This is a genomic window from Bradyrhizobium sp. Mp27, from assembly GCF_029953005.1.
GTDB classification, from domain to species: Bacteria; Pseudomonadota; Alphaproteobacteria; order Rhizobiales; family Xanthobacteraceae; genus Bradyrhizobium; species Bradyrhizobium barranii.
This window is the reverse complement of the sequence record NZ_JASAUS010000134.1, coordinates 1-21,482: the sequence shown is the minus strand read 5'-3', so window position 1 is coordinate 21,482 and position 21,482 is coordinate 1. Positions and strand designations below refer to the sequence as shown.

Sequence of the window (21,482 nt, the reverse complement as noted above, 5' to 3'; positions counted from 1 at the left end):
GGCGGGCGTGGCGTTCGCGGTTGGAGGTGATGGGGTTGGCTTCGCAACCGAATCCTACGCCGCATCAGCGCTTTACCCCTCAGGCGCACTCTTACGAATAAGACGGGCTAAGCGCGCCGTTCGATCCTCGGCAAGAGGGTGGACGGACGCCGCCCCTACCCACTTCCATTCCTTCCGAAGCGAGCCTCCAAAGGGAAACGTCATGGCTAAATCCAAATTTCGTCCGCTGCATGACCGTGTCGTGGTCAAACGTATCGACGCCGAGGAAAAGACCAAGGGCGGCATCATCATTCCGGACACCGCCAAGGAAAAGCCATCCCAAGGCGAGGTCGTCGCCGTCGGCCCCGGTGGCCGCGACGAGGCCGGCAAGCTGATCCCGATCGACCTCAAGGTCGGCGACCGCGTGCTGTTCGGCAAGTGGTCGGGCACCGAGGTCAAGATCGACAACGAAGAGCTCCTGATCATGAAGGAGTCGGACATCATGGGCGTCATGGCCTAAGGCCATCAGCCTGAACAGCCGCTGAATGTCATGCCCGGATCGCGCGATCCGGGCATTCGGTCATTCCGCAAGCGGCGGACACATCACGAAACACGAGGGATTGAAGAAATGGCTGCCAAAGACGTCAAGTTTTCCGGAGACGCCCGCGAACGCATGCTGCGCGGCGTCGACATTCTCGCCAACGCCGTCAAGGTGACGCTCGGTCCGAAGGGCCGCAACGTCGTCATCGAGAAGAGCTTCGGCGCACCCCGCATCACCAAGGACGGCGTCACCGTCGCCAAGGAGATCGAGCTCGAGGACAAGTTCGAGAACATGGGCGCGCAGATGCTGCGCGAAGTCGCCTCCAAGACCAACGACACCGCCGGCGACGGCACCACCACCGCGACCGTGCTGGCCCAGGCCATCGTGCGCGAAGGCGCCAAGGCGGTTGCCGCCGGCATGAACCCGATGGACCTCAAGCGCGGCATCGACACCGCGGTTACGGCTGTCATCAAGGACATCGAGAAGCGCGCCAAGCCGGTCGCCGCCTCCTCCGAGGTCGCCCAGGTCGGCACCATCTCGGCCAACGGCGATGCCGCCATCGGCAAGATGATCGCCCAGGCGATGCAGAAGGTCGGCAACGAGGGCGTCATCACCGTCGAAGAGAACAAGTCGCTCGACACCGAGGTCGACATCGTCGAGGGCATGAAGTTCGACCGCGGCTATCTGTCGCCCTACTTCGTCACCAACCCCGAGAAGATGACCGCCGAGCTCGAGGACGCCTATATCCTCCTGCACGAGAAGAAGCTGTCCGGCCTTCAGGCCATGCTGCCGGTGCTGGAAGCCGTGGTGCAGTCGGGCAAGCCGCTCGTCATCATCGCCGAGGACGTCGAGGGCGAGGCGCTGGCCACCCTGGTCGTCAACCGCCTGCGTGGCGGCCTGAAGGTCGCCGCCGTCAAGGCGCCGGGCTTCGGCGACCGCCGCAAGGCCATGCTCGAGGACCTCGCGATCCTCACCGGCGGCCAGCTCATCTCCGAGGACCTCGGCATGAAGCTTGAGAACGTCACGGTGAAGATGCTCGGTCGCGCCGGCAAGGTCGTGATCGACAAGGAGAACACCACGATCGTCAAGGGCGCCGGCAAGAAGCCGGAGATCGAGGCCCGCGTCGGCCAGATCAAGGCCCAGATCGAGGAGACCACCTCGGACTACGACCGTGAGAAGCTCCAGGAGCGCCTCGCCAAGCTCGCCGGCGGCGTCGCGGTGATCCGCGTCGGCGGCGCGACCGAGATCGAGGTCAAGGAGAAGAAGGACCGCGTCGAGGACGCGCTCAACGCCACCCGCGCCGCGGTGCAGGAAGGCATCGTCCCCGGCGGCGGCGTCGCGCTGCTGCGGGCCAAGAAGGCGGTGGGCCGTCTCACCAACGCCAACGCCGACGTCCAGGCCGGCATCAACATCGTGCTGAAGGCGCTGGAAGCCCCGATCCGCCAGATCTCCGAGAACGCGGGCGTGGAAGGCTCGATCGTGGTCGGCAAGATCCTGGAGAACAAGTCCGAGACTTTCGGCTTCGACGCCCAGAACGAGGACTATGTCGACATGGTCGAGAAGGGCATCATCGATCCCGCCAAGGTGGTCCGCACCGCGCTGCAGGACGCCTCGTCCGTGGCCGGCCTGCTGGTGACCACCGAGGCCATGGTCGCCGAAACGCCGAAGAAGGAAGCTCCGCCCGCCATGCCGGGCGGCGGCGGCATGGGCGGCTTCTAAGCCTGTCGTTCCGTTACAATGTTGCGAAGGCCGCCTCCGGGCGGCCTTCTTTTTTGCCGACCCTGCCCCTTCTGCTTTCCAATTCAACCGGCGGCCAAAACCCACTACGGTGGCGCGCCGATTCGATTGCGCGAGGATTCATCGATGCGTGCGCTTCTGGTTTGTTCGACAGCCCTTTTGGCGGCCCTGCTTGCCGTCTCGCCCGATGTCGCATCGGCCCAGATGAAGCTGTCGCCGAAGGCCACGGCGCCGGGCGGGACGGAGACCCGCTATTTCACCTCGATCGACGGCCTGATGGACGGCAATGCCGACGTGATCCTGAAGGAGACGCGGCAGGGCAAGACGGTGACGGCGGCCGTGCTCGACGTCTGCTATCCCGTCGCAAAGAATTCCGACCGCAAGGACCGCTTCGTCGTCAATCTCCAGGTCGCGGGCCAGAACCTGACGGGCACGACGCAGAGCCTCGGCGAGAAGGCGCCCGTCACCGTCAAGCTGCTGCGCAAACAGGCCGGCGACACGTTCGAATTCCGCGGCCAGATCGCGATCGGCCAGACCGTGACCGAAGTCACCTCGCCCGACAATTCCGATCTCAGCGAGAAGGAATTTCAGGACAACCAGACCTCCGACGACGGCATCACACCGCAGCCGAAGGATTTCACCGACGTCTCGCCGGAAGCGATCGCGGTCAAGGTCAAGCTGGATGCGGCGACCGAGTTCCTGAAAAGCCTGAAGGGCCAGGACGTCGAGGTGACGCTGGCGAGCCTGACCGTCGGCTGCGACGCGCTGCGTGCCGGCGAGCAGACCATCAACATGTCGGTCGATCCGGAACGCGCAGGCTCCCTGCTGGCGAAGTTCAAGGCGATGCCCGGCGTCACCGCGGCGGGCTGGACCGCGGGCATGACCGAGATGGACCGCACCATCCGCTTTCCCGCGGCCGACTGGCGCGACGGCGACAAGATCAGCCGTGACAAGCTCGCCTCAGCCGTCGCCGGCGTGCTGAGCCGGACGCTTGCGGCAAAGCAGGTCTCGCACAGCTTCAACCCGGCCACCGGCAAGCTCAAGCTCGTCTTCAAGCGGCGGAACCAGGATTTTCCGGCACTCGAGCTCACCGACACGATCGAAGTTGCAGGCCTGATCTCGCCCGACAAACCCGGCGCGACCGACAAACTGATGCTGTGGATCGGCAGCCCCTCGACCTCGACCGCCGATGAAAGCAGCGGCGCCAAGCTCAATCTCTCGGATGACGCTTCGGCCGACGAGGAAGGCGATCAACCCGACGACAACGGCTCGATCGAGGCGCTCGCGAAAGAGCTGAAAGGCCAGCGCTGGGACGCCGACAAGTCGGTGTGGAAGTAGGCTCTCGTGCCCCGGACGCAGCGCAGCACGTCAGTGATGCGCTGCAGAGCCGGGCCCAGAGGCCGCAAGCGAAGTCGCCGATCGAGTCTGGGTCCCGGCTCTGCGCAGCAGCGTTGCACGCTGCAGCGCGTCCGGGACACGAGACCTAATTCCCCGTCGTGCGAAAGCGCAGCGGTTTGGGACCGATCAGTGTCAGCACGTCGCCCTGGCGCTTCCAGGTCTCGACGCTGCTCAGCGCTGCGACGAGCTCGTCGTCGGCCTGCGCCCTGGCCGGCGGACAGGAACGATCCTGGATCTGGCCGGGCATGAAGATCACCGTGTTGCCGGCCACCGAGAACTGGCCCTTGCCGCCCTTGCACCAGAGCTCCAGCACGACTTCGCCATTGTCGCCGATCTCGATGTTTGGAATCCGCTTCGAACCCGGCTGCGGCAGCGCCTCCAGCGTCATCTCGGTACCGAACGGAAAACCGTCCTCCGCACGCGCGAGCGTGGACATCGCGAGCATTGCAACCGCCAAACACGCCATCTGCTTGAGCGAAACCATGAGACCTCTCGACCGACCTGATTTGCGGCACGTTCTATAAGACGGCGGCGCCGTTGAGAAGGTTCGCGGAGGCTAAAGCGCGATGAGATTGGGACGAATCGTCATCGCGCTTCAGGTTGTTGTTTGAGCATGATCTTTTCGGAAAACCGCTTCGCACTTTTCCGGATCATGCTTTGGATGCAAAAATCCCCGCAAGGCGGCGAGGCCCTGCGGGATTTGCGTTGAAGCGAGGCGTGGCCTGCTACTTCAGCACCATCGCCGTGAACGGCCAGACATAGGCCTGCAACGTCACGAGCACGCCGACGAGGCAGGCGAGCACGATCGAATGCCAGAACACGAAGCGCAGGATGGTGCCCTCGTGCCCGTACCACCGCGTGGCCGTGGAGGCCACGACGATCGATTGCGCATCGATCATCTTGCCCATCACGCCACCGGACGAGTTCGCGGCCGCCATCAGAACCGGCGACAGGCCGAGCTGCTCGGAGGTGATCTTCTGCAAATTACCGAACAGGATGTTCGACGCCGTATCCGATCCCGTCAGCGCCACACCCAGCCAGCCGAGCAGCGTGCCGAAGAAGGGATAGAGCACGCCGGTTGCGGCGAAGGCGAGGCCGAGCGTCGCGTCGACGCCGGACAGCCGCGTCAACGTACCGATCGCGAGCATCGCCGAGATCGTGATCAGCGAGATCGCGCACAGCCGGATGGTGCGGCCATACTCGACCAGCAGCCGTCCCGGGCCGACGCGCATCAGGAAGCCCGAGATGATCGCGGCGATCAGCATACCCGTGCCGGTGAAGGACAGATAGGTGAACGCGAACACCGCGCCTTCCGGCGTCGGCTTGGCCGCTACCGGCGGCACCTTGTTGATCATCTGGTGCAGATCGGGAACGGCGTAGTTCCAGGTGAAAATCCCGTTCGCCCAGGTCTTGAAGGCACCGTTGCCCCAGATCAGCATCACGATACAGACGATGATCCACGGCAGCAGCGCGCTCCACAGTTCGGACTGGGTGAGCGGCGTCTTGTCGAGCGGCGTTGCTTTTTCCATCTGCGCGGCCGACTCGTCGTGACCGCGCAGTTCCGGCGATGTCCAGAGCTGCCTCGGCTGCCACACCTTCAGGAACAGGATCAGCGCGCCCATCGAGATCAGCGACGCCCCGATGTCGACAATCCAGGGATTGATGAAGTTCGAGATCACGAATTGCGGGACCGCGAACGACACACCAGTGACGAGGATCGCAGGCCAGACGTCCTTCATGCCGCGCCAACCCGCGAACGCCCACACCACCCAGAACGGCACGATCAGCGAGAAGAACGGCAATTGCCGTCCGACCATCGCGCCGAGGATGTAGGGATCGAGCCCGGTGACGGACGCAAGACCCTGGATCGGCGTGCCGAGCGCGCCATAAGCGACCGGCGCGGTGTTGGCGATGAGTGACAAGCCTGATGCCGCGAGCGGCGAGAAGCCGAGGCCGATCAGCACGGCACCGGTGATAGCGACCGGCGTGCCGAAGCCCGAAGCACCCTCAAAGAACGCGCCGAACGAGAACGCGACCAGCAGGAGCTGCAAGCGCCGGTCCTCGGTGACACCGCCGATGGCGCGCTTGAGCAATTCGAAGCGCCCGGTGGACACCGTCACCTGATAGAGGAAGATGACGTTGAGGACGATCCAGCCGATCGGAAAGAAGCCCGTCACGACGCCGAGGATCGAGGCGCGGATCGACATACCCGCCGGCATCGTGAAGACGAAGATCGTGATCAGGTTGGTGATGATCACGGCGATCACGGCCGCAATGTGCGCCTTCACGCGCCCGCTCGCGATCATGACCAAGAGCGAGACAACCGGTATGGCCGCCGCGATGGTCGACAGCTCCGCGTTGTTCAGCGGATTATAGATTTGATCCCACATGGCTTCCTCCCCCACGCCTGTTGCGGCAGGCGGCCCGCGTGGACAGCCGAACCTGCTTGCGCTGAAGCGATAACCCCCGAGCTTGACGCGAATTCCTCGCGAGTGCGGCGGTTCCCATCCGCTCACAAGCCCGCGAAGTCCCGGAGGCCCCCACCCCGCGCCGTTGTACCCATGCTAGGGTTGCAAGCTGCGACAAGCCAACGCAAATTGCTGAACTTGCGACTTTAGTCTAAGCGCGCCCGTTTCTGCCATTGTCACAGCCATTTGGCCTATGGCCGTTGTGCACATCCCCTCAGGAGACAGAGCTCTGTGAAGAACATCAGCGCCACGCTCGCGATCGTCTGGCGAATCGCCGTCCCCTATTTCCGCTCGGAGGACAAGTGGGCCGGCCGCGGCCTGCTCGCCGCCGTGATCGCGATCGAGCTGGCGCTGGTCGGAATCGACGTGCTGGTGAACCAGTGGCAGAACCGGTTCTACAGCGCACTCCAGAACAGCGACTGGGACGCCTTCGTCACGCAGATCTGGATCTTCATCGTCCTCGCCTTCACCGCGATCGCGCTGGCCGTCTACAAGCTCTACCTCAACCAGTGGCTCCAGATCCGCTGGCGGCAATGGCTGACGACGCATTATCTCGGCGAATGGCTCGACGGCTCGACGCATTACCGCATGCAGCTCAAGGGCGACGCGGCCGACAACCCGGACCAGCGCATCACCGAGGACGTCAAGAACTTCGTCGAGCAGACCCTGACGATCGGACTCGGCCTGCTGTCGGCGATCGTGACGCTGTTCTCCTTCGTGATCATCCTCTGGGGCCTGTCCAATGCCGCGCCGCTGCACCTGTTCGGCACGGATCTCATGATCCCCGGCTATCTGTGCTGGGGCGCGCTGATCTACGCGATCTTCGGCACCGCGTTGACGCACTGGATCGGCGCCCCGCTGGTCAATCTCAATTTCGAGCAGCAGCGCTTTGAAGCCGACTTCCGCTTCAACCTCGTCCGCGTCCGCGAGAATTCGGAGCAGATCGCGCTGCTCAAGGGCGAAGGCGCCGAACGCGGCCGCCTGCTGAACCGGTTCGGCTACGTGATCGGCAACTGGTACGCCATCATGAGCCGTACCAAGCGCCTCACCGCGTTCACGACGAGCTATCAGCAGGCCGCCGTGATCTTCCCCTACGTGCTGGTGGCGCCGGCCTTCTTTGCCAAGAAGATCCAGCTCGGCGACATGATGCAGACGGCGTCGGCGTTCTCGAGCGTCCAGGGGGCGCTGTCGTTCTTCGTGGTGGCCTACCGGTCGCTTGCGGAATGGCGCTCGATCGTCGCACGTCTCGACGGCTTCGAGATGTCGGTCGCCTCGGCCACCAACCCGCCGGCGCATGAGCCCGTGATCGCGCTGAAGGCCGCCAGCGACGGCCACAACATCGCCCTCGAACAGCTCTGCGTGAACCTGCCCAACGGCACGCCGCTGGTCGCCGCCGACGCCTTCGCCATCCAGACGCCGGAGCGGGTGCTGGTGACCGGGCCGTCCGGCTCCGGCAAGTCGACGCTGTTCAGGGCCATCGCCGGCATCTGGCCGTTCGGCGCCGGCACCATCTTCATCCCCGAGAGGGCGAAGCTGATGATGCTGCCGCAGCGCCCCTATTTCCCGGTCGGCGTGCTGCGCGATGCCGTCATCTACCCCGCCGCGCCCGGTACGTTCGAGACCGCGCGGATCAGGGACGCGCTGATCGCGGTCGGGCTGCCCGTCCTCGCCGAGCGGCTCAACGAGGAGGGCCACTGGAACCGGATGCTGTCGCTGGGCGAGCAGCAGCGCCTGGGGCTCGCGCGCGCCCTGCTGCACGTGCCGGACTACCTGTTCCTCGACGAGGCCACGGCGTCGCTCGACGAGCCATCGGAGGCCCGGCTGTACCGGCTGCTGGTGGAGAAGCTGCCGCAGGCCACCATCGTCTCGATCGGCCACCGCTCGACGCTCGACGCCTTCCACACCCGCAAGGTGGCGTTGGTGAAGGACGGCGAGATCCACGTTCTCGGCAAGGACGGCGAGCCGGCCCAGGCGGAGCCGACCGCGGCGAGCTGAGGCGGCACAACCAAGCCTGAGGCTAGCCTCGACAGGACCTTCGTTGCAGCCATCCTTCGAGACGCCCGCCTCCGGCGGGATCCTCAGGATGAGGTCTGTCATCGCGGCAAGATCCTCGACCCTCATGGCGAGGAACGCCGCCTTGCGGCGCGTCTCGGACCATGCTGGCCGGGCGCTCTCAAAGACGAGCCCAAGCCCAAAACAAAAGGGCGGCAGATTGCTCTGCCGCCCTTGTTAGGTCGTCTCAGGAAGAAACTTACTTCAGGTTGCTCATCGCCGTCAGGTCGACCGAGAGCTTGGCGACGCCGGCCGCGCTGCACCAGTTGGAGCCGAACGCAGTGGCCGCGTTCGCGCCGCCATTGATCGGCGTCACGAAACCAGGGCTGGAGTTGGTGGCCGAGAAGTCGCTGGTGAAGGCGTTGCAGTTACCCTTCGAGAGGTCGGTGTCGTAGTAGCGCAGATCGAGCGTGAACACCTTGTAGGTGAAGCCGACGCCGACGTTCCAGGTGTTGTAGCTCGGCTCCTTGATGCCGTTGGAGTACAGCGGGTCGCCGGCAATGCCGTAGAAGATGTCGGACGTGCCGAGCCACTGACGGCCGAACTCACCCGACACATACATGCCGACGCCGCTGGCACCGAACGTGGTGCTCGGCGCGGTCCACTTGGCGGTGATCGAGGCGTAGTTGCCCCAGGCACCGAGGTTCAGGAAGTTCGGCGAATAGTACTCGTTGAAACCAACGACCCACTGGTCGTTGATGTTGAGGTTCAGCTTGGCGTAGACTTCGTAGAAGCTTGCGTCCTTCTTGGCGAAGTTGCCGTTGATCGGAAGGCCGATCGCGCCCTGCGAATTGTCGAGGCCGGTGCCGCAATTGCCCTGGGCGAGGGTGCCCTGCGAACCGAAGCAGCTTCCGCCCGGATAGAGGTAGCCCCAGATACCGAAGTCGAAGGCGAACATGCCGAAGGTCGGGCGGATACCGCCGTAGATGTCGACTTCAGCCGCGGCGCGGTTCGGGAACGAGATGCTCTCCGCGGACGTACCGACGTAGAGCTGGAGGTCCTTGTTGACGTTGTAGCGCGGCTCGAAATAGGCCGCGACCGACGGGTTGTGGTTCGACTGAGTGACGCCGCGGAAGATGTAATCGCTCATGATGCCGGCGCCGAAGGCGACATCCCAGGGGTCAAAGGCGGGCGGCGGCGGGGCCTTCAGAGCCTTGACCGGCATGTCTGCCGCGAAAGCCGAACCCGTCACCATTGCCAGCGCCGTTGCCAACAAAGCCACTTTTTTCATTTCGATCCCCATCACCAGTTCCACCCAGTCGGTTTCCCGGAAGCCTCCGGGCGTACGACCTGACTGCAAAATTTCGTTACCGCGACAATCTGGCTGGGAGGACACGAACCGTGAAGCAAAAATCACGAGCATCTGCCGACTTTTTAGGCGTTCTGACACTTCTCCAAAAGGTTGTCCGCCTGTGTTGCTTCCTGATCACATTATTTGCATTCCAAAGTGCACAGAGCCGTCCGGATTAGTACGGGAGCCGCCGGTGCAGTGGTGCCTGCGCCACGAATCAGGCTGACGCGACAAACGACAACCCGACCGCGACCATCGTGACGATGCGAAAAGGCCGCAGCGTCACCGCCGCGGCCTTCCTGTTGTCGGTCGTTGTCGTCGGGATGGACCCAGCCTTGGCCCTCACCTTTGGACCTGACTTTGGGCCTACCCTTGGACCCTAACCTCGGGGCCTAACCTTGCTCCTCGGCCGGCGTCGGCTCCGCAGAAGACGAAGGCATCGCCCAGCTTGTCTCGGCGGCGGGCTCCGGAGCCGGAGCTGCCACCGGCGCTGACGGCTTCGGCGCAGGAGCTGCCTTCGCCTTCTTCGGCGCCGCTTTCTTTGCGGCCTTCTTCGGTGCAGCCGGCTTGGCAGCCTTCTTGGCCGACTTCTTCGCAGCCTTCTTCGGGGCGGCCTTCCTGGCAGATTTCTTCGCAGACTTCTTGGCAGACTTTTTCGCGGACTTCTTGGCTGCCCTCTTCGCGGTCTTCTTCGCCGCTACAGCCTTCTTGGCCTTTTTGGCCTTCTTGCTTTTTTTCTTCTTCGCTTTCGCCATCGTGGTCCTCCTGTTGCCGCCGAACAATGGTCGATCGGGCGTCTTCAGCCGTCACCTCCGGACGAAGGCTAGCTCGACGCATTCAATGCCGGCCGCGACCCGCCCGTAGCCCAATCGAGAAGCTCAATCGTGTGTACGACCGGAACTGACGTGCCACTGGCAATCTGCACCATGCAGCCGATATTGCCCGCGGCAATCATGTCCGGCTTGACGCTTGCGATGTTGGCAACCTTGCGATCGCGCAACCGGCCCGCAAGCTCGGGCTGGAGAATGTTGTAGGTCCCCGCCGAGCCGCAACACAAATGGCTCTCCGGCACATCTTTCACCACGAATCCATTCTTGGAAAGCAATTCTTTCGGAAGGCCCGTGATTTTCTGCCCGTGCTGCAACGAACACGCGGAGTGATAGGCGACGACGATGTTGTCCTGTCGCGTAGTGGTCGCGAGCTCGAGGCCGGCGACGAATTCGGTGATGTCCTTGGCGAGCCCGGACACCTTCGCCGCATCGGCGGCGAACGCCGTGTCCTCGCGCAGGAGATAGCCGTAGTCCTTGATCACCGTGCCACAGCCGGAGGCCGTCACCAGGATGGCGTCGAGCCCCTCGCCGGCCGCTTCCTTTCGCCACGCCGCGACGTTGGCGCGGGCCCGCGCCAACGCATCCTGGTCGTTGCCCAGATGATGGGTCAGCGCGCCGCAGCACTGCTCGTCCCGGACCAGGACAACCTCGATGCCGTGGCGGGTGAGGAGGCTGATGGCGGCCTGGTTGATGCGCGGCGCCAGCACCTGCTGGGCACAGCCTTGCAACAGCGCGACCCGGCCGCGCTTCTTGCCGAGTGCCGCGAACACGCTGCCCGGGAGCGGGCCCGGCGACGGTAGACGGTTCGGCGCCAGCGCCAGCATCGCCTTGAGCCGCTGGATCAGGCCGGGCGTCGCCGACGGCCGCGGCGTCGGCAGGAAGACGGCAAGCGGACGGGCGAGGCGCGCCAGCCACATGCTGGTGCGGAAGAGCTGCGGATTCGGCAGGACAAAGGCCAGCACCTGGCGCAACAGCCGCTCCGTCAGCGGCCGCTGATAGCGCTGCTCGATCCTGACCCGGGCCTGGTCGACGAGATGCATGTAGTTCACCCCTGAGGGGCAGGTCGTCATGCAGGACAGACACGACAGGCAGCGATCGACATGCTTGACCACCTCGGCCGTCGGGGTCTGGTCCTTCTCCAGCATCTCCTTGATCAGGTAGATGCGGCCGCGCGGGCTATCGAGCTCGTCGCCGAGCAGCACATAGGTCGGACAGGTTGCAGTGCAGAAGCCGCAATGGACGCAGGCGCGCAGGATCTTGTCGGCTTCCGCGATGTCGGGGTCGGCGAGCTGCGCCAGTGAGAATTCGGTCTTCATGCCGCAGCGCCCCGCGTCAACCGCCCCCGGTTGAGAATGGTTTTCGGATCGAAACTGGCGCGGACCCGATCGCTCAGCGCGGCAATGCCGGGCGCCTGCGGATGGAACACGTCGACACCGCGCCGAACGTCCTCGGCCGCCCGGATCAGCGTGGCGTGCCCGCCGACCGCATCCGCGCGCTGGCGCACGGCCGGGGCATGCGCGTCGGCCTTCGGCGGCAGCGCGGCCCAAGTCAGGCCGCCGCCCCAATCGTAGATGATGTCGCCGCCGGTCTCGCGCGCCAGCTGAGTCCCGAGCGCGGCGCCGGAAGCCGGCGGACAAACGATCCGCCACACCGGCCAGGCCCCAACTGCACCGCCGGCCGCGAACGGCAGGACGTCGCGGATCGTGGCCCACAATGCGGCGGACGCCGCATCCTCGACCAGCGTCGCGGTTCCGAACGGCGCCAGCAATTCACGCAGCGAGCCGGCGCGGTGCGCGGCGGACGCCGTGATGCCCTCGAGCCGCAGCACGGTCAGCGCTTCGCCCTGGCTGGCGATGTCGCCAAGCCCGTCGGTCTTCGCGCGGAACGCCGATTTCGGCAGATGCGCGGCGGCGGAGACGTCGAAAGGCGAGCCGAGCGCCGCGGTCATCGCCTTGTTGGCGGCGGCATCGTCGAGCCCACGCAGCAGCAGCGTCCGCTCCGCTTCGGGCTTCGGCATCACCTTGAGCGTGACCTCGGTCATCACCGACAGCGTGCCCCAGGACCCCGCCAGCAGCTTGCAGAGGTCGTAGCCGGTGACGTTCTTCACCACCTTGCCGCCGGTCTTGAAGCTGTCGCCGAAACCGGAGACGGCGTGCGCCCCAAGCAGGTGATCGCGCGCCCCGCCCGCCTTGATCCGCCGCGGACCGGCGAGACCGGCCGCAATCATGCCGCCGATCGTACCCAACGCGGGCGTGCCGAGCAGCGGCGCGGTGTTCATCGGCTCGAAGGCGAATTGCTGGTTCTTGGCGTCGATCAGCGACAGCACGTCGGCCAGCGGGGCACCGGCCTGGAGCGTGATAATCAGCTCGTTGGGTTCGTAGGAGGTGACGGCATTCAGCGCGGAGAGGTCGAGCACGGCGTTGGTCGCCATCACGTGGCCAATGCTGCGCTTGCTGCCATGACCGATGATCTCGAGCGGCTGCTCGTTGGCAATCGCCGCGCGCACCACCTCTTCGACGTCTTTGGCGTCTCTGACCCTGAGCGTATCCACGGGAAAAGGCGGTAGCGAAATTCGCCGCCAAAATCAAATGCGGCGTGACGCCGGCGATCAGCGCCGGTGCCGTCGGGGATCCTACACGGGCGACCACAACGCTTCGATCGTGATCGAAGCGTTCACGACATCGACACTTCGATCAGCGGCGAACCAAAGCCGGCAGACCCTCGCTACAAGCTTGCGCCGATCGCGATCGAGGCCAACCGATGGAGACAAGCATGCGATCGACACATCAGCGGCTGGTGCCGCGTGTCCACGAAGCGTTCAGCCGCAGGTCGGTGATCCGGGCCTTCGGAGCCGTCCTGGCGATCTATCTCTCGCCATGGGCGGCGGCGTCATCTCAAGCCCAGCAGCAAGGAGCAAGGAGCATGAACCACTATGCCACGCAGAAATCCCTCAGCGACGCCGTCGACGGCGGCGGCCTGCTCGTCGTCGCGCAATGGGAGGCCAAGCCCGGCGAGGCCGACAAGGTCGCCGCGATCCTCGACCGCTTCCTGCCGGAGGCGCAGCGCGAGGACGGCGTCAAGCTGTTCCTGATCTCGCGCGCCAAGGACAATCCGGCCCAGTTCCTGTTCTACGAGCTGTTCCGCGACGAGGCGGCTTTCAAGGCGCATCAGGAGAGCGCACATTTCAAGACCTGGATCGCCGGCGAAGCCCTGCCGCTGCTGGCGAAGCGCGAACGGGCGCAATACGCACTTATGTAAGCACCAGCTCGTATGCCGCGGTTCGATCCGGACTGCGGCATACGACTATATGATCGCGCGCAGCGGCGATCTGCGCAGGATCAGTGCCGAGACGACCAAGCTGCCGATCGCGGCCAACATTGTCAGCAGGAGCGCCTTCGTGAGTGCGAACAGCGGCAGTGCGTGCAGAAGCAGGGCAAAGCCGACCAGGATCGGCGGATGGATCAGGTAGACGCCGAAGGCGTTGTCCGAGAGCCATTTGGCGACCGGCCCTTGCGCGTCGAAATAGCGGCGGTAGACGGCCAGCATCAGGAGGCCCATGCCGACGCAGACCAGCGCCTCCCACAGGCACTTCCCGGCACTGACAAAGTTGAAGCCGCCTGCATAGAGCGCGGTGTCCCCCTGCAGGCCTCCCCCGAACAGCACGAGCGCTGCAAACAGCGGCGCAGAGAGCGAGAGCGCGAGCAGTCCCCAGCGGATACAGGAGCGCTCGGCAAGCCCAAGCATCCAATTGCCGCGATAGCCGACGGCGCCGGCTGCGAACATGAGAGCGTATTGCGGGAGATCGCCGGGGTGAACGTTGAGCACGGAGGTATCGGCGTGGATGGCGATGCGAACGGCAAAGGTGAATGCCGCCACGACAGCAACGAACAGAACAATCCCCGTGCCGCACAACGCAACCTCGGACTCCCGCCATCCAGTCTGGCGGATCAGGCCATAGAGGAGCGAGACCAGCAGCAGCACCGCGCAAAACCACATCGGTCCCGTCTCGGAAAGCCATTCGCCGTCCATCAGATGGGTCAGCCATTGATGGCCGAAACCGCCCTTGCCCCAAGTCCAAGACAGAAAATACTGCGTCAGCGGGCCGATCACCAACATGTAGAGCAAAGTCGGCAAGCCGAGCCGGATCAGCCGATCGCGCGCAAATCCCGAAAGCCCTTTCCGATCGAAGGCGCCGGCGGCGAAATAACCGGCGATGAAGAATAGCGCGGCCATGAAGAAGGCCTGGAGGAAGCTCTGATAGATGCCGAAGAAGAGGGCCGTGCCGAAGCCGGTCTCCCGCCGGTCGACATAGTACCAATTGCCGAACGGACTGTAGGTGTCGGCTGCGTGCATACTCAGCACGAGAATGATCATCGACCAGCGGATGTTGTCGATGAACAGCAGGCGCGACTTCGCCAGCGGCCTGCCCGGCGCTTCTTTCGTCACACTGATCCGAACGTCCGCCATGTCGCCGCCATGCCGGGTATCGACCGTCAGAACCGCGGAATATCCGGGAATGCCAACTTCCCGGCATGCACATGCATGCGGCCGAGCTCGGCGCAGCGGTGCAGGGTCGGAAACACCTTTCCGGGATTGAGCAGGCCCTGCGCGTCGAAGGCGCATTTCAGCCGCTGCTGCTGGTTGAGGTCGATCTCGGTGAACATGTCGGGCATCAGGTCGCGCTTCTCGATGCCGACGCCGTGCTCGCCGGTGAGCACGCCGCCGAACTCGACGCAGGCGCGCAGGATGTCGGCGCCGAACGCTTCGGCGCGCTCGATCTCGCCGGGCTTGTTGGCATCGTAGAGGATCAGCGGATGCAGATTGCCGTCGCCGGCGTGGAACACGTTGGCGCAGCCGAGCTGGTACTTCTCCGAGAGCTCCCGGATGCGGGCGAGCGCCTTCGGCAGCGCGCCGCGCGGGATCGTGCCGTCCATGCAGAGATAGTCGGGCGAGATGCGGCCCACGGCCGGAAACGCGGCCTTGCGGCCGGCCCAGAACAAATTGCGCTCGGCTTCCGAGGTCGAGATCTGGCAGGTGGTCGAGCCGCAGGCATTCGCAATGGTCTCGACGCGCGTGATCAGCTCGTCGACCTCGATCTTGGGACCGTCGAGCTCGATGATGAGCAGCGCTTCGACGTCGAGCGGATAGCCGGCATGAACGAAGGCCTCCGCGGCGTGGATCGCCGGCTTGTCCATCATCTCCATGCCGCCGGGAATGATGCCGGCGCCGATGATGCGCGCCACGCATTCGCCGGCGGCCTCGACTTGCGCGAAGCCGACCATCAGCGCCCGCGCCGTCTCCGGCTTTTGCAGGATGCGCACCGTGATCTCGGTGATGACCCCGAGCAGACCTTCCGAGCCGGTGATGACGCCCATCAGGTCGTAGCCCGAATTCTCCGCGGACTTGCCGCCGATGCGCAGGATCTCGCCGCTCATCAGGACAATCTCGCAACCGAGCACGTTGTTGGTGGTCATGCCGTATTTCAGGCAGTGCACGCCGCCGGAATTCTCCGCGACATTGCCGCCGATCGAGCAGGCGATCTGCGAGGACGGATCGGGGGCGTAGTAGAAGCCGGCATGCGCGACCGCCTGGCTGATGGCGAGATTGGTGACGCCGGGCTCGGTGACGACGACGCGGTTGTCGAAATCGATCTCGCGGATCCGTTTGAACTTGCCGAGCCCGAGCAGCACGCCATCTTCCAGCGGCAGCGCGCCCCCGGACAGCGAAGTGCCGGAGCCGCGCGGAACCACCTTGATCCCCTGCCCGGCACAATATTTCAGGACAAGCGAGACCTGCTCGGTGGTGTCGGGCAGCACCACAACCATCGGCGGTTGCCGATAGGCCGTCAGCCCGTCGGATTCGTAGGCCCGCATCTCGGAGGCGCTGTCGATCACGCCCTCGCCGGGCACGATTGCGCGCAATGCAGCCACGATCTCAGCGCGGCGCGCCAGCACGGCCTGGTCGCTCGCGGGCATCATGATGGCCATAACATATCCTTCCGACTCGTAGCCCACGATCAAATTATCGCGGCAAATCAACCACGTCCGCGCCTGTTTGGGTAGGCCATCCGAAAGTCGGAGCGGCCATCTTCGGCGAGTTCGCTCTGGGACAAGTAGGACAGCATGAAACCTGTCATGGTTTCGCGGCTTGTCCAAGCCGGGCGGGCCTGCCAAAACCGGCGGGTCCGTCGTTTGCCGACCAGGCAAGACCGACCAGCCTAGACCCACCAGGGAAGAGACGAAGAGCACCCGATGACAAAACTGACTTTTGGCGCACTGATGATCCTCACCGTGACTGCCACCGCACCCGCCGCGATGGCGCAGGATGTTGCGGCCGGCAAATCGTCGTTCAACAAATGCCTGGCCTGCCACGCCATCGGCGAGGGCGCCAAGAACAAGGTCGGCCCCGAGCTCAACGGCCTCAACGGCCGCAAGTCCGGCACCGCGCCGGACTACAATTATTCGGATGCAAACAAGAATTCCGGCATCACCTGGGACGAAGCCACGTTCAAGGAATACATCAAGGACCCCAAGGCCAAGATCCCCGGCACCAAGATGGCGTTCGCCGGCATCAAGAACGAGAACGAGATCAACAATCTCTGGTCCTTCATCGCGCAGTTCGACAAGGACGGGAAAATCAAGCAGTAAGCGGGTGAACGGCGGCCGCCCGAGCTTCGGTTCTGATCGAGTCAGAACCGAAGCTCGGGCTTCTTGTTTTGACACGTTTTCTTCACGCGAACCGGTATCCACTTCGCTCGAAAACGCTTTAGTCGGCGGCCGCCTGCGTCGGGACGATTTTCCCGATCATCGTCTCGATCTCCGTCTTCACCAGGTCCGGCACAGCGTTCTGCACCATGTGACCGAGATCGGGCAGCACGATCAGCTTTGCACCCGGCACCATCGCGGCGAACGGGCGCGCGTGGATGTCGGTCTTCACCGTCTTGTCGGGCTCGCCGGCGATGATCGTGACCGGCGCCTTGATCTCGCCATAACGCGCAGCCTGCGCCGTCACCGCTTCCTTCAGCGTCACCAAATCATAGGCGTTGGCGATGAACTCGCGCGGGCGCAGCAATAGCGGCGTCGCGGAGTCCTGCACGAAGCCGTCCGGCATGGTCTGCGGCAGGAAGACGCTGCGCGCGCCGGCCTCGGCAACGAAATACCCCAGCGGCAGCGTGATGGTGTAGGCGAGCAGCGGGCCGATCACCGGCGTTGCGATGATCTCGTTGTAGCGGCCGACGCCGCCGCGCCAGGGATGGGTCACCGGCGCCAGCATGACGAGACCGGCGACGCGGCCGGGATGATCGAGCGCGATCCGCGCGCCGAGCGCACCGCTCCAGGAATGCACGACGAAGACCGCGCGATCGATCCCGAGCTTGCGAAGCGCCTCGTCAATCATCCTGGCCTGGATCTGTGGCGTCGAATCCTGCCGTCGCATCCGCGTGCTCCAGCCGTGACCGGGACGGTCGATCAGGATGACGCGATGGTCTTTGGCCAGGAGGTCGCCGAGCGGACGCCGCATCGCTTCGAGATTGGAGCTCGCGCCGTGCAGCATCACGATCGGCACGCCTGAACCGCGCGGACCGATATCGACGACGTGAAGCACAGCGCCGTCGACCTCGACCATCCGGCCCTGAGGCGGAAAGGCGCGCTGCACCGCAAGGACGCCGGCCTGCGTGGCCAGCGCCAGCAGAACCAGCGCGGTCACGACTGACATCACGATCATGGGGAGAATCCGGGCGATCCAGGGCACCTGGCAGTTACGCGACTACCGGGCGGCAGTTTCGCTCCGTGGAACCCGGCGCTCCACTTGAAAAGGCGGGGCTGTGGATATGTGCATAATTCGAGCAGGAAAAAACGTAGCAGAATCAATGGAATTCCTCGCAGCGCGCAAGCCTCGGGCCAGCTTCATGCAGTCGTCATCGCGGCTTCCATATAATCGCCACGGTCGGTTCCGCCATCTAGGCGCGGGTGGGCGCCGATCCTCCTCGCAAACTCCAAGGGGATGCGGGAAGGCCGGCAGGATTTGTCCTGATTTGAACCGGAGAATGTCGATGAGCTTCAGATCCAACGACACTGCGATCGACGAGATCGTGGCGAGCTGCAACGGTGACCTGCGCGGTGCCGTGCGGGCACTGCTTCTGATCAACGAGCATCTCGAGACGGAGCTTGCAAAGGCCTACGCCGCAGCCGCCGATCACGGCCTTGTCGAGCGCGCCGGCAGCATCCTGCACTAGGTGCAGGCTAGTTCGTTCCGTCCTCGTCCTTTTCCTCGTCGGGCGTGACCGCGGGGCAGGCGCGAATCGTCGAACGGGCAAGCTTGGCATCGGCCCTGGACTTGTAGGGACCGTCACCGAACCAGATGTCGCCGATGATCACGGGATTGCTGGTTACGATGTTGCATTTGCCGGTGGCGCGATTGCCGACCACCCAGAACAAGCCATCGGCGAGGCTCACCGAGCCCGACGCGAGCAGCAATACACCTGCAAAGATCAAACGCTTCATGGCCGTGCTCCTGCCATGCAGGTAGGCCTGCGCGCGCTCCAACAATACCCCTGAGAACGCCGCACGTGTGATCGTGGTTAATCCGCGCACGCTGCAATCACTCGGGAAATGATCAACTTGTCCGCTAGCCCGTCTTATTCGCGAGAGGGCGCCTGAGAGGCTGGCGAGCGTGGTGTAAAGCGCTGATGCTGCGTAGGATTCGGTTGTGAAGCCAACCCCATCACCTCAACCGCGAACGCCACGCCCGCCATGACCGATGATACGATTTCAGACCACTATCGAGAAGCAAGAATTCAACACAAATAAAACCTCTGCCTCGCGCTCGATCTCTTCATGCTTGATAGTCTCGTTTCGGAGGCTGATCACCTACCGCATCTAATAGGCCGCTCGCGCCGGTTTCTTTGGACGCGGCACGACCGCGACTCCGCGTTTCGGCACAGAAATGATCGGGAGTCACTCAATCTTTCTTCAACTTAACCCGTCTTATTCGTAAGAGTGCGCCTGAGGGCTGGCGAGCGTGGTGTAAAGCGCTGATGCGGCGTAGGATAGGTTGCGAAGCCACCCCATCACCTCCACCCGCGAACGCCACGCCCGCCATGACCGATGATACGATTCCGCCCTTCTCGTTTCCAGCCGTTCACGCCAAGAAAGTCACAGCTGCCTTCGATGGTGGGCGCCTGACCTCGAACGGGGGCGTGATGCTTCTGGCGATGGCCGAGCGGCGTCTCGGTTTGGCCGACAATCTGGCCCGGGTGTTCCCGGATCGGCGCGATCCGACGCGGGTCGTGCACAGCCTGGTCGATATGTTCCGCGCGCGCATGTTCGCGATCTGCTGCGGCTACGAGGACGCCGACGACCTCGATCATCTGCGGTCCGATCCCGCATTCAAGCTGGCCTGCGGTCGCCTACCGGACACGGGCCGGGATTTGTGTTCCCAGCCGACGCTGTCGCGGCTGGAGAATGCTCCGCGCCTGCGCGACGTGATCCGACTGACCTACATTTTGGTCGACGCATGGATGGATAGCTACCCCCACGAGCCGGCATCCGTCACGCTCGACATCGATGATACCTGCGATGTCGTCCACGGCCATCAGCAGCTCTCGCTGTTCAACGCTCATTATGACGAACGCTGCTTTCTGCCGATCCACGTCTACGACACGGAGAAGAGCCGGCCCGTGGCCGTCGTGCTGCGGTCCGGCAAGACGCCGGGCGGCGTCGAGGTGCGTGCCCATCTGCGCCGCCTGGTACGGCATATCCGGACGCGATGGCACAACACGCAAATTACGTTCCGTGGCGACGGGCACTATGCCCGGCCGGAGGCCATGGCGTGGTGCGAGACCAACGGCATCGACTACATCTTCGGTCTGTCCGGCACCAAGCCTCTCGCCAGAAAAGTCGACGAGGTCGCCGACGACATCCGCACGCGACGCGCCATCGAGAACCTGCCGGTTCTGCGTGGCTATACCGAGACGCGCCACAAGGCAAAGTCCTGGGATCGCGAACGGCGCACCGTCGCCCGTATTGAGGCGACGATGCTCGGCCTCGACATCCGTTTCGTCGTCACCAGCCTCGATGTCGGCTCGGCCGAGTGGATCTACGACAGCCTGTATTGCGCGCGCGGCCAAGCCGAGAATCTGATCAAGCTGCATAAGACACAGCTCGCCTCCGACCGCACCAGCTGCCGTTCGGCGCTCGCCAACCAGGTCCGTCTCGTGCTCCATACGGCCGCTTATTGGCTGATGCTGACCGTGCGCGACGCCATTCCCAAAGCCCGGGAATTGGCCGCTGCCGAGTTCGCGACGCTGCGTCTTCGTCTCTTGAAACTCGCTGCCCGTGTGGTCGAGACCACGAGCCGCATTCGCCTTGCGTTCGCCGCGGCATGTCCCGAAGCCGACCTGATCCGCGGCTTGCCCGGCGCGCTGCTGCCGCTCAGTCCTTGACCGGCGGGGCGTCCGCCCCCCGTTCGCCCAACCTATCCCTCAAGCGCGTTGCAAAGTACGGGTGGTCAGGCGGCGAAAAGCCGAAGGCAATCCTGTGCGCCTCGTCAGAGCAGATGTGCGGCCACATCAATCGGACTAGAAAACGCACTCTCACGAATAGGACGGGCTAGGTGAACGATCACTGTTCCGCCCGCAAGCCGCGGGTCCATTCCGAACAAGAAGAAAGACCTAGAATGTTGCGCATTAGGGTTAATGGAGAGTGATGTGGAGTGTCGAAGAGCTGGCGAAAAGAAACACACTTTCGGACATATCAGCGCTGCCAAACAACGGATCAGGGTTGGTGGGTGTGGTAGACAATTGCACCGATTGGCAGTGGACACGCATGACAAGAATTCGGCTGACGTGGTCAAGCGTCGGCCGCCGCGGACAGCGACATGATAAGAGTCTCGTCGACACGTCGTGTCACCAAATCCCCGGCGAGTTCGCCACAAAGCCCGCAGCCTGCGTCCATGCCAAGCACAAAGAGGTCCTCGTAATCCTGGCAGTACGGAACTCTCGACATGTCGCAAAGGATCGGCGCTGATAGCGAGTGCACCGTGAATGAAGGGGCAGAGCACTACTCAGATCCGAAAGACAAACGTAAGCGCTCCTTTCTACGCACCTATGCAGTTGAGCGCGGGGATGGGATGAGGTGTCCACCATGAACGAGGTGGACACCATCGATGATCACTCCAGAAGAACTTTT

At 64.0% G+C, this 21,482-nt stretch carries 18 protein-coding genes; 8 read left to right on the top strand and 10 right to left on the bottom strand.

Annotated elements, in window-relative coordinates; genetic code table 11:
• Window positions 1–202 precede the first annotated feature (202 nt).
• From QJT78_RS39770 to QJT78_RS39760, 3 genes are all read left to right on the top strand, one after another.
• On the top strand, window positions 203–499 hold the full coding sequence (locus QJT78_RS39770) for a co-chaperone GroES (protein ID WP_014491914.1): 297 nt from the start codon (window positions 203–205) through the stop codon (window positions 497–499).
• A 108-nt stretch (window positions 500–607) separates the two neighbouring features.
• Window positions 608–2,239 (top strand): chaperonin GroEL, encoded by a 1,632-nt coding sequence (groL, locus tag QJT78_RS39765; RefSeq protein ID WP_038942497.1) that lies wholly within the window; start codon window positions 608–610, stop codon window positions 2,237–2,239.
• A 144-nt stretch (window positions 2,240–2,383) separates the two neighbouring features.
• Window positions 2,384–3,595 (top strand): hypothetical protein, encoded by a 1,212-nt coding sequence (locus tag QJT78_RS39760; RefSeq protein ID WP_028147987.1) that lies wholly within the window; start codon window positions 2,384–2,386, stop codon window positions 3,593–3,595.
• A 145-nt stretch (window positions 3,596–3,740) separates the two neighbouring features.
• On the opposite strand, the gene QJT78_RS39755 is transcribed toward QJT78_RS39760, so the two are convergent.
• Window positions 3,741–4,139: an META domain-containing protein gene (locus QJT78_RS39755; RefSeq protein ID WP_028147986.1), complete on the bottom strand. Its 399-nt coding sequence runs from the start codon at window positions 4,137–4,139 to the stop codon at window positions 3,741–3,743.
• A gap of 241 nt (window positions 4,140–4,380) precedes the next feature.
• Entirely contained in the window at window positions 4,381–6,045 is a 1,665-nt protein-coding gene (locus QJT78_RS39750; protein WP_028147985.1) for an L-lactate permease, read from the bottom strand.
• Between the two features lie 309 nt (window positions 6,046–6,354).
• On the opposite strand from QJT78_RS39750, the gene QJT78_RS39745 reads away from it, so the two are divergent.
• A complete protein-coding gene (locus tag QJT78_RS39745; RefSeq protein WP_212490532.1) occupies window positions 6,355–8,118 on the top strand; it encodes an ABC transporter ATP-binding protein/permease in 1,764 nt (587 codons plus the stop codon).
• A gap of 256 nt (window positions 8,119–8,374) precedes the next feature.
• Here the strand turns inward: QJT78_RS39745 and QJT78_RS39740 are convergent, their stop codons facing one another.
• From QJT78_RS39740 to QJT78_RS39725, 4 genes are all read right to left on the bottom strand, one after another.
• Window positions 8,375–9,406: a TorF family putative porin gene (locus QJT78_RS39740; RefSeq protein WP_028147983.1), complete on the bottom strand. Its 1,032-nt coding sequence runs from the start codon at window positions 9,404–9,406 to the stop codon at window positions 8,375–8,377.
• Window positions 9,407–9,858: 452 nt separating this feature from the next.
• Window positions 9,859–10,221: a hypothetical protein gene (locus QJT78_RS39735; RefSeq protein ID WP_028147982.1), complete on the bottom strand. Its 363-nt coding sequence runs from the start codon at window positions 10,219–10,221 to the stop codon at window positions 9,859–9,861.
• Between the two features lie 68 nt (window positions 10,222–10,289).
• Window positions 10,290–11,612 carry a glycolate oxidase subunit GlcF gene (gene glcF / locus QJT78_RS39730; protein WP_028147981.1) on the bottom strand — a complete coding sequence of 441 codons (1,323 nt, stop codon included), beginning with the start codon at window positions 11,610–11,612 and terminating at the stop codon, window positions 10,290–10,292.
• The gene (locus QJT78_RS39725) at window positions 11,609–12,847 is read right to left on the bottom strand and encodes an FAD-binding protein (RefSeq protein WP_028147980.1); all 1,239 of its coding nucleotides are present in this window, start codon (window positions 12,845–12,847) and stop codon (window positions 11,609–11,611) included. The genes glcF and QJT78_RS39725 overlap by 4 nt, the downstream gene beginning before the upstream one ends.
• Window positions 12,848–13,068: 221 nt before the next feature.
• Between QJT78_RS39725 and QJT78_RS39720 the strand changes: the two genes are divergently transcribed.
• On the top strand, window positions 13,069–13,554 hold the full coding sequence (locus QJT78_RS39720) for a putative quinol monooxygenase (protein ID WP_085965643.1): 486 nt from the start codon (window positions 13,069–13,071) through the stop codon (window positions 13,552–13,554).
• A 45-nt stretch (window positions 13,555–13,599) separates the two neighbouring features.
• On the opposite strand, the gene QJT78_RS39715 is transcribed toward QJT78_RS39720, so the two are convergent.
• Window positions 13,600–14,763, bottom strand: a complete 1,164-nt coding sequence (locus QJT78_RS39715) for an acyltransferase (RefSeq protein ID WP_038953210.1) — start codon at window positions 14,761–14,763, stop codon at window positions 13,600–13,602.
• A 26-nt stretch (window positions 14,764–14,789) separates the two neighbouring features.
• A complete protein-coding gene (locus tag QJT78_RS39710; protein WP_028147977.1) occupies window positions 14,790–16,283 on the bottom strand; it encodes an FAD-linked oxidase C-terminal domain-containing protein in 1,494 nt (497 codons plus the stop codon).
• A gap of 264 nt (window positions 16,284–16,547) precedes the next feature.
• Between QJT78_RS39710 and cycA the strand changes: the two genes are divergently transcribed.
• Entirely contained in the window at window positions 16,548–16,943 is a 396-nt protein-coding gene (gene cycA, locus QJT78_RS39705; RefSeq protein ID WP_028147976.1) for a cytochrome c-550 CycA, read from the top strand.
• A gap of 118 nt (window positions 16,944–17,061) precedes the next feature.
• On the opposite strand, the gene QJT78_RS39700 is transcribed toward cycA, so the two are convergent.
• Complete coding sequence (locus QJT78_RS39700) at window positions 17,062–18,018, bottom strand: alpha/beta hydrolase (protein WP_028147975.1); 957 nt, start codon at window positions 18,016–18,018, stop codon at window positions 17,062–17,064.
• Between the two features lie 328 nt (window positions 18,019–18,346).
• Between QJT78_RS39700 and QJT78_RS39695 the strand changes: the two genes are divergently transcribed.
• On the top strand, window positions 18,347–18,529 hold the full coding sequence (locus QJT78_RS39695; RefSeq protein ID WP_014491898.1) for a hypothetical protein: 183 nt from the start codon (window positions 18,347–18,349) through the stop codon (window positions 18,527–18,529).
• Window positions 18,530–18,536: 7 nt separating this feature from the next.
• Here QJT78_RS39695 and QJT78_RS39690 read toward each other — a convergent pair whose 3' ends face one another.
• Window positions 18,537–18,797 carry a hypothetical protein gene (locus tag QJT78_RS39690; protein WP_028147974.1) on the bottom strand — a complete coding sequence of 87 codons (261 nt, stop codon included), beginning with the start codon at window positions 18,795–18,797 and terminating at the stop codon, window positions 18,537–18,539.
• Window positions 18,798–19,393: 596 nt separating this feature from the next.
• Between QJT78_RS39690 and QJT78_RS39685 the strand changes: the two genes are divergently transcribed.
• Window positions 19,394–20,737, top strand: a complete 1,344-nt coding sequence (locus QJT78_RS39685) for an IS1380-like element ISBdi2 family transposase (protein ID WP_060913166.1) — start codon at window positions 19,394–19,396, stop codon at window positions 20,735–20,737.
• The last annotated feature ends 745 nt before the right edge of the window (window positions 20,738–21,482 follow it).